This window comes from Pseudomonas sp., assembly GCF_040514055.1.
GTDB lineage: Bacteria > Pseudomonadota > Gammaproteobacteria > Pseudomonadales > Pseudomonadaceae > Aquipseudomonas.
In genome coordinates this window covers 67,181-82,307 of the sequence record NZ_JBEVDL010000036.1, presented here as the reverse complement: position 1 = coordinate 82,307, position 15,127 = coordinate 67,181, and the positions used below count along the sequence as shown (strand labels likewise).

The window sequence follows — 15,127 nt, the reverse complement described above, 5'->3', positions numbered from 1 at the left end:
GTCTGTATGGCGGTCAAGGTCTTGGTGGTGGACGACTCCGGTTTCTTTCGCCGGCGTGTATCGGAAATCCTTTCCGCCGATTCGAATATCCAGGTGGTGGGCACCGCCACCAACGGCCGCGAGGCCATCGATCAAGCGTTGGCGCTCAAGCCCGATGTGATCACCATGGACTACGAGATGCCGATGATGGACGGCATCACTGCCGTTCGGCACATCATGCAGCGTTGCCCTACGCCGGTCTTGATGTTTTCCTCGCTGACCCATGAGGGCGCGCGCGTCACCCTGGATGCGCTGGATGCCGGGGCGGTGGATTTCCTGCCGAAGAATTTCGAGGACATCTCGCGCAACCCGGAGAAGGTCAAGCAGTTGCTGTGTGAAAAAGTCCACAGTATCGCTCGCAGTAATCGCCGCTACAGCACCTCACCGGCCGTGGCCGCCGCGCCGAGTCCCACGGCACCGGCGCCAGCGCCGGCACGCAGCAGCGCGGCGCCAGGCAGCAGTGCCCCGGCCGGCCCCCGGGCCTCGGCACCGGCTGCCGCACCCAAGCGCAAAGCCTACAAACTGGTGGCCATCGGCACGTCCACCGGTGGCCCGGTGGCCTTGCAACGGGTGCTGACCCAGCTGCCGGCCAATTTCCCAGCCCCCATCGTGCTGATCCAGCATATGCCGGCGGCGTTCACCAAGGCCTTCGCCGAGCGCCTGGACAAACTCTGCCGCATCAGTGTCAAGGAGGCCGAGGACGGCGATCTGCTGCGCCCGGGCCTGGCGCTGCTGGCGCCCGGTGGCAAGCAGATGATGATCGACGGCCGCGGTGCGGTGCGGATCCTGCCGGGCGACGAGCGTCTGAACTACAAGCCCTGTGTGGACATCACCTTCGGTTCGGCCGCCAAATCCTTCAACGACAAGGTTCTGGCGGTGGTGCTCACCGGCATGGGCGCCGATGGTCGCGAGGGCGCGCGCCTGCTCAAGGCCGGGGGCAGCCAGGTGTGGGCCCAGGACGAAGCCAGTTGCGTGATCTACGGCATGCCCATGGCGATCGCCAAGGCCAATCTCGCCGACGCGGTCTACAGCCTGGATGATATCGGTCGGCATCTGGCCGAGGCCTGCCTCTGATGGATGTAATGAGCCTGATCGGGATAACCCTGGCGTTTGTCGCGATCATTGGCGGTAACTACCTGGAAGGCGGGCATGTCGGCGCTCTGCTCAACGGGCCGGCGGCGTTGATCGTGATCGGCGGTACCCTGGGCGCGGCGTTTTTGCAGGCCCCCATGGAAGTGCTCAAGCGCGCGTTGGTGATCATTCGCTGGATCCTCTTCCCGCCGCGTATCGACCTGGCTGGCGGTATCAACCGCGTGGTCGGCTGGAGTCTGACGGCGCGCAAGGAGGGCTTGCTGGGGCTCGAGCCGGTGGCCGACGCCGAGCCGGATGCCTATGCGCGCAAGGGCCTGCAGCTGTTGGTGGACGGCGCCGAACCCGAGGCCATCCGCAGCATTCTCGAGGTCGACCTGTATACCCAGGAGGGACGCGATATCCAGGCGGCCAAGGTGTTCGAAAGCATGGGCGGCTATGCCCCGACCATCGGTATCATCGGCGCGGTGATGGGCCTGATTCACGTCATGGGCAACCTGGCCGATCCGAGCATGCTGGGCAGCGGCATTGCCGTGGCCTTTGTCGCGACCATCTACGGGGTGGGGTTCGCCAACCTGCTGCTGCTGCCGGTGGGCAACAAGCTCAAGGCCATCGCGGGCCGCCAGTCGCGTTACCGGGAGATGCTGCTCGAGGGCATACTGTCGATTGCCGAGGGTGAAAACCCACGCTCCATCGAACTGAAGCTGCAAGGCTTCATGGACTGATCATGGCCCGTCGTCGCCAGCATGAAGAACATGAGAACCATGAGCGTTGGCTGGTCTCCTACGCGGACTTTATCACCTTGCTGTTCGCGTTTTTCGTGGTCATGTATTCCATTTCCTCGATCAACGAAGGTAAGTACAAAATTCTCTCGGAGACCCTGACGGGCGTCTTCAACCAGCCCGACCGCTCGATCAAGCCCATCCCGATTGGTGAAGAGCGGCCACGCACCTCCGAGCCCGACCGCTCGATGGTCGATGAGCAGCAACAGAACGCCGCCTCCATCGACGAACCGGGGGCCGATCCGCTCGCCGAAATCGCCCAGAGCATCCGCGACGCTTTCGGCGAGATGATCATGAGCGACCAGATGACCCTGCGTGGCAACGAGCAGTGGATCGAGATCGAACTCAATTCCAGCCTGCTGTTTCCCAGTGGCGATGCGATTCCCAATGACGCGGCGTTCTCCATCATCGAAAAGGTCGCCAAGATCCTGGCGCCTTATGAGAATCCGGTGCATGTCGAGGGCTTCACCGACAACCTGCCGATTCGCACTTCCCTGTATCCAACCAATTGGGAGCTCTCCGCCGCGCGCGCGGCCAGCATCGTGCGCATGCTGGCCATGGACGGCTTGAATCCCGGACGCCTGGCCGCGGTCGGCTACGGAGAGTTCCAGCCGGTGGCGGACAATGCCACGGCTGAAGGGCGCGGGCGCAACCGGCGCGTGGTGCTGGTGATTTCACGTAACCTCGAGGTGCGCCGCGGGGTCAGTGGCGTGAGTGGCGCCGCCAAGCCACCGGCAGTGATCATGCCTGGAGCTGGCACGCAATCTGCACCAGCGCCAGGTGTACGGGCACCCACGCCGGGTGCCGTCAATTCCCCGTCGCCGGCTCCCTGAGCCTGCGACGCCAGTTCTCGGACCGGGCCTGCGCTCGCCGGGAGGATGAAGAAGATGAGAGTCTGGGCGGTAGCCAATCAAAAAGGCGGGGTCGGCAAGACCACCACCACCATCGCACTGGCAGGCCTGTTGGCCGATGCCGGCAAACGCGTGGTGGTGGTCGATTTGGATCCCCACGGTTCGATGACTAGCTATTTCGGTCACGATCCCGATTCCCTGGAGCGCAGTGCCTTCGACCTGTTCCAGCACAAGGGCAGCGTGCCGCCCGGACTGGCGGCGCAGCTGCTGCTGCCGACCAGCAACGAGCGCATCGCCCTGATGCCGTCCAGTACGGCGCTGGCCACCCTGGAGCGCCAGTCGCCCGGGCAGAGCGGCCTGGGTCTGGTGATCGCCAAAAGCCTGGCGCAACTGTGGCAGGACTATGACCACGCGCTGATCGACAGCCCACCGCTGCTCGGGGTGTTGATGGTCAACGCCCTGGCGGCCAGCCAGCAATTGGTGATCCCGGTACAGACCGAGTTCCTGGCAGTCAAGGGCCTGGAGCGCATGGTCAGCACCCTGGCCATGATCAACCGCTCACGCAAGCAGGCACTGCCCTATACCATAGTGCCGACCCTGTTCGATCGTCGCACCCAGGCCTCCATGAGCACCCTTCGGGTGCTGCGCAACAGCTACCCCGAGCATCTCTGGCCCGCCTATATTCCGGTGGATACCCGCCTGCGCGATGCCAGCCGAGCGGGGCAGACGCCCTCGCAGTTCGACGGCAACAGTCGGGGGGTTCTGGCCTACCGTGCATTGCTCAAACATCTGTTGAACCAGCAACTCGCCAACCAGGTAGCATGAGATGAGGGTCTATGCTCAACTGAGCAGCTCAAGTCCGCCGCCTCGCCGGCCGATAAGCAGTACAGGCTTCTTTTGCAGGTTGTACCCATGAGTCGTACCCCGGTCGTCGCCACCCGTTCCCAGCAGGCCCTGCAGTCCTATCTCGATGGGCTGTTGCAGGATGCCGCCGAGGAATTGGCGCAGGCCGAGACCTTCAGCCTGGACGAATTCGAAGCGGCGGTGCTCGAGGAGCAGGTGCGCGACGCGCGCCCGCAGCCGAACAGGCCGGTGCTGCCCGCCAGCGTGCTGCCACGGCCGGTGTTGGCCGAGCCGGCGCCACTGCAGCTGGCGTCGCTGAAAATGCCCCTGGCGCTGCCAGAGGTGGTGTCACCGCTGCCCAAACCGGTCGAGGTACAGGCGCCGCCGCCCCCCGCGCCAGCGGTACAGGCGCCCGTCGTCAGTGCCCTGGCACCTTCGGTGCAGCAGGCTGCCTCACCGCTGCCCTTGAAGGGTGGGCGCCCCGACTGGGCCCAGGCGTCTTTCGAATGCCTGTTGTTCGACGTCGCCGGGCTGACCCTGGCGGTGCCCCTGGTGTGCCTGGGTTCGATCTATCCGTTGGAAGGTCAGGATTTGACCGCACTGTTCGGTCAGCCGGACTGGTTCCTCGGGCTGCTGCCTGCCCCCGGTGGTAACCTCAAGGTCCTGGACACCGCGCGCTGGGTGATGCCCGACCGTTACCGCGAGGATTTCCGTGACGGCCTGCAATTCGTGATTTCGGTCCAGGGCTACGAGTGGGGGCTGGCAGTCCATCAGGTCAGCCGCTCGATCCGCCTGGAGCCGGATCAGGTCAAATGGCGCAGCCAGCGCACTCAACGGCCTTGGCTTGCCGGTACGGTGATCGAGCATATGTGCGCCTTGCTGGACGTCGCGGCGCTGGCCGAACTGATCGCCAGCGGCGCCACCAAGCGCATGGCGCCAAGCGTCGTGGGCAAGAGGCACTGAAGTAGAGGAAGTCACGCCGCGCGGGCTGCGCGCTTTCAGGCACACAGGCGGGGTGATACCCGCGTACGCTGTTTCCGGCGTTTTTTGACGAGGCAAGGGACATGAAGAAAAATTCTGCACAAGGCTCTGAAGATCCGATCCTGCAGTGGGTGACCTTCCGCCTGGACGACGAGACCTATGGCATCAATGTGATGCAGGTTCAGGAAGTCTTGCGCTACACCGAAATCGCCCCGGTGCCCGGTGCGCCGAGCTACGTGCTGGGCATCATCAACCTGCGCGGCAATGTGGTGACCGTGATTGACACCCGCCAGCGCTTTGGCCTTGATTCGGCGGAGGTCACCGACAATACGCGGATCGTTATCATCGAGGCCGACAAACAAGTGGTTGGCATCATGGTCGACAGCGTGGCGGAGGTGGTGTATCTGCGCCAATCCGAGGTGGAAACCGCCCCCAACGTTGGCAACGACGAGTCGGCCAAGTTTATCCAGGGTGTCTGCAACAAGAACGGCGAATTGCTGATCCTGGTCGAGCTGGACAAGATGATGTCGGAAGAAGAGTGGTCCGAACTGGAGAGTATCTGACCTGTGCTCGAACTCGCGCTGGTGGTGCTGGCCCTGGCCTGTGTCGGCCTGGCCGGCTGTTGCCTGTGGCTGAAGATGAACCAGCGCCAACAGGCCTTGTTGCAGGCCGAGCGCGATGCTGCGCGCGACCAGCGTCTGAAGGAATTGGGCAAGCGCCTGGATGCCTACCTGACCGGCAGCATTCGCATGGGCGAGGAACTGCACGAGTTACGGCGGGTGGTCGCGCCGCTGCCGGACAAACTTCAGCAAATCGAGCAGCGTGATCCCAGCAGCCTGTCCTTTACCCAGGCGGCGCGCCTGGTGGGGCTGGGCGCCAGCGTCGACGACCTGACCCAGTCCTGTGGCCTGAGCAGGGCGGAAGCGGAGCTGGTGAGCAAGCTGAACGAGGGCAAGGTCCGCCGCTCCTGAGCGGCGGCGTGCCTTTGCGGCTGGGCGCCACGCGCCTTCTGGCGAGCCCGTAGGGCGGCCTCGACGCGTCCTCCAGCGCCAGTCCGCCAGGGTGTTCCTCGAGCATCCTCAGCGCGCCGGCCCCCCCAGCAGCAGCGGTGGCGGTGTAATGTCGCGGTCCTGATCGGGATTGAAACCGGCCGGACACTTGCCCTTGAGGTACCAGGCGAAGGCGATGATTTCGGCAATGCTGCGGTACAGCTGCTCGGGGATCGCATCCCCCAGTTCCAGGCGCGCCAATAACCTGACCAACTCGGCATTTTCGTAGATCGGCACCTCGTACTGGCGGGCAATGGCCAGGATGGCCTCGGCCAGTTCATCGTCGCCCTTGGCCGTCAGGCTGGGCGCGTTGGCGCCGTCGTAGGTCAGGGCGATGGCTTGCCGGGGCGCGGTGTCTTTCATGGGCAAAGGGTCCTTGTGGCGTTGGCGAGCGGGCGAGGGCGTCAAGCGGTCTCGTCGACCCAGCGTTGTTCCAGCTGGGTGCGCGGTCCCTGGGGAGGTGTGCCCTGGCGGCAGTCCAGCTCGCCGACATTCAGCCCGGCGGCCAGCAGGCGCTCGCGCAGGTTGCCCAGTTCCGCTTCGATCAGGCTGGCGGTGCTGGCGCGTTCGGCCCAGAGCTGGCTGGACAGGCTGCCACGGGCCAACTGCGCCTGTACTTGCAGCGGCCCCAGGGGCGGCAAGTCGAATGCCAGCTCGACCCGCCAGAGCATCTCCTTTTGTTCCTTCTTGTCCTTCTTGGGGGGTTCTTCTTCGCGTTGCAACTTGATCTGCAACGGCACCAGCTCCTGCTGGTTGCGCATCGGCAGCTCCAGTTGCCAGGTGGTCAACAGGTTACCGTCAGGGCCGACCTGGCTCTGGGCCATGCTCGACAGTTGGTGGGTCTGCAGGCGTGACACCGCTGCCGCCGCCAGCTTGAGCAAGGCTTCCAGGTCCTCTTCGCCTTCCATGGCCTGTAGCAGCCGCGCGGGCAGGGGGAACTGCAACGCCTGTTGGCGTCCGCCGCCCTGGCTCAGGCCGCCAAGGGCCGAGCGGACGAAGGCCGGCAGCGCCTGGGCCAGGGCCGCGCCGGGGATGCCCGAACCACCCAGTGGGCTGGCGCCAGGCGCACCTGTCGGCAGCGCGGGCAGCAACTGGGCGACCAGGCGCAGCAGGTTGGCCTTGAGGTCCTGGGGCAGGGCGCCGGTCTGACCGGCGAGCAATTTGGATTCGAGAAACAGGCCGCTGTTTTCCAGGGCCTGGGCCAGTCCCTTGGGTGTGCTCAACTGGGCGCCACTGGGCAAGTTGCCAAGCAGCTTGTCGACGCTGCCGCGCAGGCCGTCGGGCAGGCCGGTTTTCTCGCCCAGGCCCTGCAGGGCCTTGAACAGGCCTTCCAGCGAGCCCTGGCGGTTGAGTTGGTTACCCAGTTGCTGGCCCAGGGCGAGCTGATCCAGGCGGCCGCTGAGCGGCAGAAACGCCAGGCTCTGGCTGCCTTGCACCTGGGCGGTCAACAGACTGCCGATGGGCAGCGGCAGCGGTGTTTCCAGGGCCAGCTTGCTGCCGGCCAGGGGCGTGTTGAGCAGGCTGACCAGCACCCGGTAAATCGCCTGGGACGCTTTGCCCTGCACCAGTTGCTCATTGGTCAGCACCTTGCCCTGGAGCAGTGTGCCCACCGGCAGTTGGTCCAGGTCGAGCTGGGTCAGCGCGCCACTGCCGCCGCTCTGCAGGGCCACGGCCAGGCGGGTTTCCGCCAGTGCGGTGACCACCACGGCGGCGCCTTGGCTCAAGGGCCGTGACCCGCTGGCCTGCAGCGTGGCCTGGCGGCCATTGTCCAGTGTCAGCTTGAGCAGCATCTGGAAACTCTGGCCGGCCTCCTTGACGGTGACGACTTCGGCGCTTGCCGACTCGCCGACGGCCAGCAGGCCTTGCAAGGGCTGCAGCAATTTAAGCGCCAGGTCGGCCGTCGGCGCACTGGGGCGCGGGCTCGGTGCGGTCGGCGGAAGCGGGCGTGGGCTGCTGATCTCGGCCATGGCGGGGTAATAACCTGTCGAAAATGCCCGCTTCGGCGGCGGGGCCTGGCATGTATAATGCCGCCCCGTCCGGGCCGGCCGCGCATTGTGCTTGCGTCAGTATAGCGGCCGGCACACCCTCGACTTTAACGGGTAACCATGCCGTGACCAGCCCTGTTCTTGAAGCCGTGGCGCTCGCCTGCGAGCGGGACGGGCGTATGCTCTTCGACGGCCTCGACCTGCGTGTGACGGCGGGCGAGATGCTGCAGGTCGCCGGGCCCAATGGCAGCGGCAAGACCAGTCTATTACGCCTGCTCGCCGGGTTGATGCAACCCAGTGCGGGTGAAGTGCGGCTGAACGGTCGCGCGTTGCGGGCCGATGCGGGCGAGCGGGCGCGGCAGATGCTGTGGATCGGGCATGCGGCCGGGATCAAGGGCCTGCTCAGCGCCGAGGAAAACCTCAGTTGGCTGTGTGCCTTGCAGCGCCCCGCCGAGCGCCCGGCGATCTGGCAGGCACTGCAGGCGGTCGGCCTGTACGGCTTCGAGGACGTCCCCTGTCATAGCCTGTCCGCGGGCCAGCAGCGCCGGGTGGCACTGGCGCGCCTGTACCTGCAGGCGCCGCCGCTGTGGATCCTCGACGAACCCTTCACTGCCCTGGACAAGCAGGGTGTGGCACAGCTGGAGGCGCACCTGGCGGCGCATTGCGAACAGGGTGGTCTGGTGTTGTTGACCACCCACCACCAGCTGGCGCAAGTGCCCGTGGCCTTCCGTACCCTCGAGCTAGGGGGCCACTGATGAAGTCGGTATTCGTCCTGCTGCTGACCCGCGAAGCGCGTCTGCTGTTTCGCCGCCCGGCCGAATTGGCCAATCCCCTGGTGTTTTTTGCCATCGTTATCGCGTTGTTCCCGCTGGCGGTCGGTCCGCAAACCGAGCTGCTCAAGACCCTGTCACCCGGGCTGATCTGGGTCGCCGCCTTGCTGGCGGTGCTGTTGTCACTGGATGGGCTGTTTCGCAGCGATTTCGAGGACGGTTCCCTGGAACAGTGGGTCCTTTCGTCGCACCCCGTGCCTCTTTTGGTGGTGACCAAGGTCCTGGCACACTGGTTGTTTTCGGGGCTGGCGCTGGTGCTGCTGGCGCCGCTGCTGGCGCTGATGCTGGGGTTGCCCGCGCGTTGCCTGCCGGTGTTGCTACTCTCGCTGCTGCTGGGCACGCCGGTGTTGAGTTTGCTCGGCGCGGTGGGGGCGGCCTTGACCGTGGGGCTCAAGCGCGGTGGGTTGCTATTGGCCTTGTTGATCTTGCCGTTGTATATCCCGGTGCTGATCCTGGGCAGCGGTGCGCTGCAGGCGGCCCTGCAGGGCTTGCCCGCCACCGGGCAGCTGTTGTGGCTGGCCAGCCTGGCGGCCCTGACCCTGACGCTGAGCCCTTTTGCAATCGCCGCCGGACTGAGCATCAGTGTCGGTGAATGACCGGGGCGGGTGGCAGCGCCCAAGCACCCTGGACAAACAGATGGAGAGACGGTTGGAAACGCTAACATGCCCGGCGCTGGTCGGGTCACAACAGCCAGTCATTCCAGGTCGGCGCCCCGTGGGCGCGACCATTGTGGGGTGTCGCTTATGAACTGGGGCTGGTTTCACAAGCTAGGCTCGCCCAAGTGGTTCTACCAGATCAGCGGCCGCTGGCTGCCGCTGCTGGGCTGGGTCAGCGCCGTGCTGCTGGCGCTTGGCCTGGCCTGGGGCCTGGGCTTCGCGCCGCCGGACTATCAGCAGGGCAACAGCTTCCGGATCATCTATATCCATGTGCCGGCGGCGCTGCTGGCGCAATCCTGCTACCTGATGCTGGCCGTCTGTGGCGTGGTCGGCCTGGTCTGGAAGATGAAGCTGGCCGATGTCGCCCTGCAGGCCGCCGCGCCGATTGGCGCCTGGATGACGGTGATCGCGCTGCTCACTGGGGCAATCTGGGGCAAGCCGACCTGGGGTGCCTGGTGGGTCTGGGACGCCCGGCTGACCTCGATGCTGATCCTGCTGTTCCTCTACTTCGGCATCATCGCCCTGGGCCAGGCCATCGCCAACCGCGACAGCGCGGCCAAGGCCTGTGCGGTGCTGGCCATAGTCGGGGTGATCAATATCCCGATCATCAAATACTCGGTGGAATGGTGGAACACCCTGCACCAGCCCGCGACCTTCAGTATCGTCGAGAAACCGGCCATGCCGGCGGAGATGTGGTTGCCGCTGCTGGTGATGGTACTGGGCTTTTACTGCTTTTTCGGCACGGTGCTGCTGCTGCGCATGCGTCTCGAGGTGCTCAAACGCGAGGCCCGCAGCAGCTGGGCGCAGGCCGAAGTGGCGCGCCTGGTGAAGGAGGGCCCATGAGTTTCGAGTCGTTCGGTGCATTTATCGCCATGGGCCAGCACGGCTTGTACGTGTGGAGTGCCTATGGCATTAGCCTGGCGTTGCTGGGGCTGAACCTGGTGTTGCCGCTGCTGGCTCGCCGCCGTTATCTGCAGGAAGAGGCGCGTCGTTTGCGCCGGGAGAACAAACCGTGAATCCGCTGCGCAAGAAACGCCTGTTGCTGATCCTCGCCATCCTGTTAGGCGTGAGCCTGGCCGTGGGCCTGGCCCTCAGCGCGTTGCAGCAGAACATCAACCTGTTCTACACGCCGACCCAGATCGCCAATGGCGAAGTGCCCGCCGACACCCGCATCCGTGCTGGCGGCATGGTCAAGGAGGGGTCCCTGGTGCGTTCCACAGACTCCCTGACCGTGCGCTTCGTGGTGACCGATTTTGCCCGTGACGTGACCATCGAATACCAGGGCATCCTGCCGGACCTGTTCCGCGAGGGGCAGGGCATCGTCGCCCTGGGCAAGCTCGAAGATGGCGTGCTGATGGCCGACGAAGTGCTGGCCAAGCATGACGAGAACTACATGCCGCCGGAAGTCACCAAGGCCCTGCAGGACAGTGGTCAGAGCCAACCCATGCCGAACAAGAAGGGATGACCACCATGCCTAGTATACTTCCCGAACTTGGCCACCTGGCCCTGGTCCTCGCCTTGTGCCTGGCCTTGGTCCAGGCCAGTTTGCCGCTGATTGGCGCCTGGCGCGGAGATCGGCAGTGGATGGGCCTGGCGCAGCCGGCCGCCTGGGGTCAGTTCACCTTTCTGGTGTTGTCGTTCGCCTGCCTGACCCAGGCCTTTATGGTCGATGATTTTTCCGTGGCCTATGTGGCGCACAACTCCAACAGCGCCTTGCCCTGGTATTACAAGTTCAGTGCCGTGTGGGGGGCCCACGAGGGTTCGCTGTTGCTCTGGGCCTTGATCCTCGGTGGCTGGACCTTCGCGGTGTCGATCTTCTCTCGGCAGTTGCCCGAGGAGATGCTGGCGCGGGTGCTGGGGGTGATGGGCATCATCAGCGTCGGTTTCCTGTGCTTCCTGATCATCACCTCCAACCCCTTCACCCGCCTGTTGCCTGACACCCCGGTGGACGGTCGCGACCTCAACCCCTTGCTGCAGGATTTCGGCCTGATCATCCACCCGCCGATGCTCTACATGGGTTACGTGGGTTTTTCGGTGGCCTTTGCCTTCGCCATTGCCGCCTTGCTCGGTGGTCGACTGGATGCCGCCTGGGCACGCTGGTCGCGGCCCTGGACACTGGTGGCCTGGGCCTTCCTGGGCATAGGTATCGCCCTGGGTTCCTGGTGGGCCTATTACGAGCTCGGCTGGGGCGGCTGGTGGTTCTGGGACCCGGTGGAAAACGCGTCCTTTATGCCCTGGCTGGTGGGCACCGCGCTGATCCACTCCCTGGCGGTCACGGAAAAGCGCGGCGTATTCAAAAGCTGGACGGTGCTGCTGGCCATTGCCGCGTTTTCCCTGAGCCTGCTGGGGACCTTCCTGGTGCGCTCCGGCGTGCTGACCTCGGTGCACGCCTTTGCCAGCGATCCGGAGCGGGGCGTGTTTATCCTGGCCTTCCTGCTGCTGGTGGTCGGTGGCTCGCTGACCCTGTTCGCCATTCGCGCGCCGGTCGTGCGCAGCCAGGTCGGCTTTGCCCTGTGGTCGCGCGAGACGCTGCTGTTGGTAAACAACCTGATCCTGGTGGTCGCCGCCGCGACCATCCTGCTCGGCACTCTCTATCCCCTGGTACTGGACGCCATGACCGGCGCCAAGCTGTCGGTCGGCCCGCCGTATTTCAACGCGCTGTTCGTGCCGCTGATGGGGCTGCTGATGGCCATGATGGCGGTCGGCGTGCTGGTGCGCTGGAAGGACACGCCCGTGCGTTGGTTGCTTGGCATGCTGGCGCCGGTGCTGTTGGGCAGCATGGCGCTGGCGGGCCTGGCGGCCTTTGCCCTAGGCGATTCGAACTGGGCGGTGCTGGCGACCTGCATGCTGTCGGCCTGGGTGGTGCTGGCCGGCCTGCGTGATTTGCGCGACAAGACCCGGCACAAGGGCCTGTGGACCGGTATGCGTGGCCTGGGCCGCAGTTACTGGGCCATGCAGTTGGCGCACCTCGGTATCGCCGTGTGCGCCTTGGGCGTGGTGCTGGCCAGCCTCAACAGCGCTGAACGCGACCTGCGCCTGGCGCCGGGCGAGGCCATGGCGCTGGGCGGCTACCGCTTTGTCTTCGAGGGCGCCGTGCACCGCGAGGGCCCCAACTTTACCGCCGACCGGGGCACGGTCAGGGTCTTCGAGGGCGAGCGGGAAATCGCCGTGCTGCACCCGGAAAAACGCTTTTACACCGTGCAGCAATCGATGATGACCGAGGCCGGCATCGATGCCGGGGTCACCCGTGACCTGTTCGTCGCCCTGGGCGAGCCGCTCAATGACGGCGCCTGGGCAGTGCGGGTGCACATCAAGCCCTTTGTCCGCTGGATCTGGGCGGGCGCCTGGCTGATGGGCCTGGGCGGCTTGCTGGCGGCCAGCGATAAACGTTATCGGATGAAAGTCCGCACCCGGGTGCGCGATGCCCTGGGCCTGGTGGGAGCGCCGTCATGAAACGCCTGATCCTGTTGCTGCCCCTGGCGATTTTCCTGGGCGTGGCGGTGGTGCTGTACCGCGGGCTGTTTCTCGACCCGGCGGAGCTGCCGTCGGCCCTGATCGGCAAGCCCTTTCCGGCGTTTGCCCTGCCGGCGGTGGACGGCGGCAAAGCCCTGACCCAGGCCGACCTCAAGGGCAAGCCCGCCCTGGTCAACGTCTGGGCCACCTGGTGCGTGTCCTGTCGGGTCGAACATCCGGTGCTCAACCAACTGGCGCAGCAGGGTGTGGTCATCCATGGCGTCAATTACAAGGACGACAACGCCGCCGCGCGCAAATGGCTGGCCGAATTCCATAACCCCTACGGCCTCAATATCGACGATGCCCAGGGCAGCCTGGGGCTGGACCTGGGGGTCTACGGCGCGCCGGAGACCTTCCTGATCGACGCCCAGGGCATCATCCGTCACAAGTACGTCGGGGTGATCGACGAACGCGTCTGGCGCGAGAAACTGGCGCCACTTTACCAGGCCCTGGCGGATGCCCCGGCGGTGGCGCCATGAAGCGCCTGTTGATCGCCTGCCTGCTGGGCCTGAGCCTGTGCGGGGTGGCGCGAGCGGCCATCGATACCTACGAATTCGCCAGCGAGGCCGAACGTCAACGCTACCGCACCCTCACCGAGGAACTGCGCTGCCCCAAGTGTCAGAACCAGAACATCGCCGACTCCGATGCGCCAATCGCCACCGACCTGCGCCGCGAGATCTACCGCATGCTGGAGGCGGGGCAAAGCGACGAGCAGATCATCGACTACCTGGTCAATCGCTATGGCGATTTCGTGCGCTACAAACCGCCGGTCAACGCGCGTACCTTGCTGCTCTGGTACGGCCCGGCCGGCCTGCTGCTGGGCGGCTTCGGCCTGCTGGGCTGGATCGTCTGGCGCCGCCGTGGCCAGCGCGACACGCCGCGCGGCGAACTGACGGCGGACGAACGACAACGCCTGGCCACCTTGCTCCAACCGACTTCCCTGGATAAGAACGTCCCATGATCGATTTCTGGCTGTCCGCTGGGCTGCTGTTGCTGCTGGCCCTGGCGTTTTTGCTGATTCCCGTGTTGCGCGGCCGGCGGGTGCAGGCCGAGGAGGACCGCACCGCTCTGAATGTCACCCTGTACCAGGAGCGCGTGCGCGAACTGGAGGGGCAGCAGCAGGCCGGGGTACTGAGCTTGGCGCAACTGCAGGCCGCCCGCGACGAGGCTGCCCGGGAACTGCTGGCCGACACCGAGGGCGCGCAGAACCGCAGATCCCGCGTGCTCGGCGGCGCCATCCCGCTGTTGGCCGCACTGCTGGTGCCGCTTGTGGGCGGCGGATTGTACTCGCAGTGGGGCGGCCTGGCGCAGGTCGAGCTGACCCGCGAGCTGGCCGCGCAGCCAGTGCAGCAGCCACAAAGCCTGGAGCAACTGATCGCCAACCTGCAGGCCCAGGTCAAGGCCCAGCCCGACTCGGCCCAGGCCTGGTATTTCCTCGGTCGGGCCTATATGGCCGAACCGCGTGCCGAAGCGGCCAGCCAGGCCTTTGCCCGGGCCGTCGAATTGGCCGGGCGCGAGCCCGAGCTGCTCGGCCAGTGGGCCCAGGCGCTGTACTTCGCCGCGGACAAGCAGTGGTCGACGCAGATACAGGGTTTGACCGACGAAGCCCTGAAAGCCGACCCCAAGGAGGTTACCAGCCTGGGCCTGCTAGGCATTGCCGCCTTCGAGAACCAACGTTTCGCCGACGCCATCGGCTTCTGGGAGCGTCTGGTGGCGGTGTTGCCGACCGACGATCCGTCGCGCAGCGCCATTGCCGGCGGCATCGAACGCGCCCGTGCCAATCTGCAAGCCGGCGCGCCGGCGGCGGTACCCTCGGTGCCGGCTGCACCCGGCGGCGCCACCCTGCGGGTCCAGGTCAGCCTGGCCGCCGAGCTGAAAGACCAGGTCCAGCCGGGCGACAGCGTGTTCGTGTTTGCCCGCGCCGTTGCGGGCCCGCCGATGCCGCTGGCGGTCAAGCGCCTGACGGTGGCCGACTTGCCGGCCGAGGTCAGCCTGTCCGACAGCGATGCAATGATGCCGCAACTGAAACTCTCCGGTTTCGCCCAGGTGCAACTGGTGGCACGGATTTCCCGGGCCGGTAATGCCACAGCCGGCGAGTGGGTGGGGCGCAGTGCACCCTTGGCCAGCAGCAATCCGGCGCAGCAGGTGCTGATGATCGACACCGCAGAGGGGCAACCGCAATGAAACCGCTGATCAGTGCCTGCCTGTGCGCCTTGCTGCTGGCGGGGTGCACCGCGCACCGCGGGCCGGTGGCGACGCCACCCTCGAGTCAGACCCCGTCCCACCCGCGCTACGCGCCACCGCCCGGCGGGCACAGTCACTGGGACGCCAGCCTCGGTGTGTATGTGCTGGAAAACGCCGACCACTTGTATTATCGCGAGCGCACCTACTACCGCTGGAACCAGGGCTGGAGCTGGTCCAGCAGTCCCCAGGGGCCCTGGCAGCCGTCGGATGACAGCCGGGTGCCGGCGGCGCTGGGCAAGCACTATCGGCGTCAGTGATCGCCGCG

General features: G+C 65.8%; 19 protein-coding genes. 17 read left to right on the top strand and 2 right to left on the bottom strand.

Annotation, left to right across the window (positions count from 1 at the left end):
- Positions 1 to 6: 6 nt before the first annotated feature.
- The 7 genes from ABWY06_RS09110 to ABWY06_RS09080 all read left to right on the top strand — a co-directional run bounded on the left by ABWY06_RS09110 (position 7) and on the right by ABWY06_RS09080 (position 5,556).
- The gene (locus ABWY06_RS09110) at positions 7 to 1,113 is read left to right on the top strand and encodes a protein-glutamate methylesterase/protein-glutamine glutaminase (RefSeq protein ID WP_353925252.1); all 1,107 of its coding nucleotides are present in this window, start codon (positions 7 to 9) and stop codon (positions 1,111 to 1,113) included.
- Positions 1,113 to 1,853 carry a flagellar motor protein gene (locus ABWY06_RS09105; protein WP_353925251.1) on the top strand — a complete coding sequence of 247 codons (741 nt, stop codon included), beginning with the start codon at positions 1,113 to 1,115 and terminating at the stop codon, positions 1,851 to 1,853. Before ABWY06_RS09110 ends, ABWY06_RS09105 begins: the two co-directional genes overlap by 1 nt.
- Positions 1,854 to 1,855: 2 nt before the next feature.
- Positions 1,856 to 2,743: a flagellar motor protein MotD gene (gene motD / locus ABWY06_RS09100; protein WP_353925250.1), complete on the top strand. Its 888-nt coding sequence runs from the start codon at positions 1,856 to 1,858 to the stop codon at positions 2,741 to 2,743.
- A gap of 54 nt (positions 2,744 to 2,797) precedes the next feature.
- A complete protein-coding gene (locus tag ABWY06_RS09095) occupies positions 2,798 to 3,586 on the top strand; it encodes a ParA family protein (protein WP_353925249.1) in 789 nt (262 codons plus the stop codon).
- A gap of 87 nt (positions 3,587 to 3,673) precedes the next feature.
- Positions 3,674 to 4,567, top strand: coding sequence for a CheW domain-containing protein (locus ABWY06_RS09090; protein ID WP_353925248.1), 894 nt, complete (start codon positions 3,674 to 3,676; stop codon positions 4,565 to 4,567).
- 101 nt (positions 4,568 to 4,668) lie between these two features.
- Positions 4,669 to 5,148, top strand: a complete 480-nt coding sequence (locus tag ABWY06_RS09085; protein ID WP_353925247.1) for a chemotaxis protein CheW — start codon at positions 4,669 to 4,671, stop codon at positions 5,146 to 5,148.
- Positions 5,149 to 5,151: 3 nt separating this feature from the next.
- A complete protein-coding gene (locus ABWY06_RS09080; protein ID WP_353925246.1) occupies positions 5,152 to 5,556 on the top strand; it encodes a DUF2802 domain-containing protein in 405 nt (134 codons plus the stop codon).
- A gap of 108 nt (positions 5,557 to 5,664) precedes the next feature.
- Here the strand turns inward: ABWY06_RS09080 and ABWY06_RS09075 are convergent, their stop codons facing one another.
- Both ABWY06_RS09075 and fliK read right to left on the bottom strand, forming a co-directional pair.
- A complete protein-coding gene (locus ABWY06_RS09075) occupies positions 5,665 to 5,997 on the bottom strand; it encodes an EscU/YscU/HrcU family type III secretion system export apparatus switch protein (protein ID WP_353925245.1) in 333 nt (110 codons plus the stop codon).
- A gap of 41 nt (positions 5,998 to 6,038) precedes the next feature.
- A complete protein-coding gene (fliK, locus tag ABWY06_RS09070; RefSeq protein ID WP_353925244.1) occupies positions 6,039 to 7,601 on the bottom strand; it encodes a flagellar hook-length control protein FliK in 1,563 nt (520 codons plus the stop codon).
- 143 nt (positions 7,602 to 7,744) lie between these two features.
- On the opposite strand from fliK, the gene ccmA reads away from it, so the two are divergent.
- The 10 genes from ccmA (at position 7,745) to ABWY06_RS09020 (ending at position 15,119) form a co-directional block, all read left to right on the top strand.
- Positions 7,745 to 8,374: a cytochrome c biogenesis heme-transporting ATPase CcmA gene (ccmA, locus tag ABWY06_RS09065; protein ID WP_353925243.1), complete on the top strand. Its 630-nt coding sequence runs from the start codon at positions 7,745 to 7,747 to the stop codon at positions 8,372 to 8,374.
- On the top strand, positions 8,374 to 9,045 hold the full coding sequence (gene ccmB / locus ABWY06_RS09060) for a heme exporter protein CcmB (protein ID WP_353925242.1): 672 nt from the start codon (positions 8,374 to 8,376) through the stop codon (positions 9,043 to 9,045). Before ccmA ends, ccmB begins: the two co-directional genes overlap by 1 nt.
- 147 nt (positions 9,046 to 9,192) lie before the next feature.
- Positions 9,193 to 9,948 carry a heme ABC transporter permease gene (locus ABWY06_RS09055; protein ID WP_353925241.1) on the top strand — a complete coding sequence of 252 codons (756 nt, stop codon included), beginning with the start codon at positions 9,193 to 9,195 and terminating at the stop codon, positions 9,946 to 9,948.
- Positions 9,945 to 10,121 (top strand): heme exporter protein CcmD, encoded by a 177-nt coding sequence (ccmD, locus tag ABWY06_RS09050; RefSeq protein WP_353925240.1) that lies wholly within the window; start codon positions 9,945 to 9,947, stop codon positions 10,119 to 10,121. The genes ABWY06_RS09055 and ccmD overlap by 4 nt, the downstream gene beginning before the upstream one ends.
- On the top strand, positions 10,118 to 10,570 hold the full coding sequence (gene ccmE / locus ABWY06_RS09045; RefSeq protein ID WP_353925239.1) for a cytochrome c maturation protein CcmE: 453 nt from the start codon (positions 10,118 to 10,120) through the stop codon (positions 10,568 to 10,570). The genes ccmD and ccmE overlap by 4 nt, the downstream gene beginning before the upstream one ends.
- Positions 10,571 to 10,584: 14 nt before the next feature.
- Positions 10,585 to 12,558: a heme lyase CcmF/NrfE family subunit gene (locus ABWY06_RS09040; RefSeq protein ID WP_353925369.1), complete on the top strand. Its 1,974-nt coding sequence runs from the start codon at positions 10,585 to 10,587 to the stop codon at positions 12,556 to 12,558.
- Positions 12,555 to 13,097, top strand: a complete 543-nt coding sequence (locus tag ABWY06_RS09035; RefSeq protein ID WP_353925238.1) for a DsbE family thiol:disulfide interchange protein — start codon at positions 12,555 to 12,557, stop codon at positions 13,095 to 13,097. The genes ABWY06_RS09040 and ABWY06_RS09035 overlap by 4 nt, the downstream gene beginning before the upstream one ends.
- The gene (locus tag ABWY06_RS09030) at positions 13,094 to 13,579 is read left to right on the top strand and encodes a cytochrome c-type biogenesis protein (RefSeq protein WP_353925237.1); all 486 of its coding nucleotides are present in this window, start codon (positions 13,094 to 13,096) and stop codon (positions 13,577 to 13,579) included. The genes ABWY06_RS09035 and ABWY06_RS09030 overlap by 4 nt, the downstream gene beginning before the upstream one ends.
- Positions 13,576 to 14,802, top strand: a complete 1,227-nt coding sequence (gene ccmI / locus ABWY06_RS09025; RefSeq protein ID WP_353925236.1) for a c-type cytochrome biogenesis protein CcmI — start codon at positions 13,576 to 13,578, stop codon at positions 14,800 to 14,802. Before ABWY06_RS09030 ends, ccmI begins: the two co-directional genes overlap by 4 nt.
- Complete coding sequence (locus tag ABWY06_RS09020) at positions 14,799 to 15,119, top strand: flagellar basal body L-ring protein FlgH (RefSeq protein ID WP_353925235.1); 321 nt, start codon at positions 14,799 to 14,801, stop codon at positions 15,117 to 15,119. The genes ccmI and ABWY06_RS09020 overlap by 4 nt, the downstream gene beginning before the upstream one ends.
- Positions 15,120 to 15,127 lie beyond the last annotated feature (8 nt).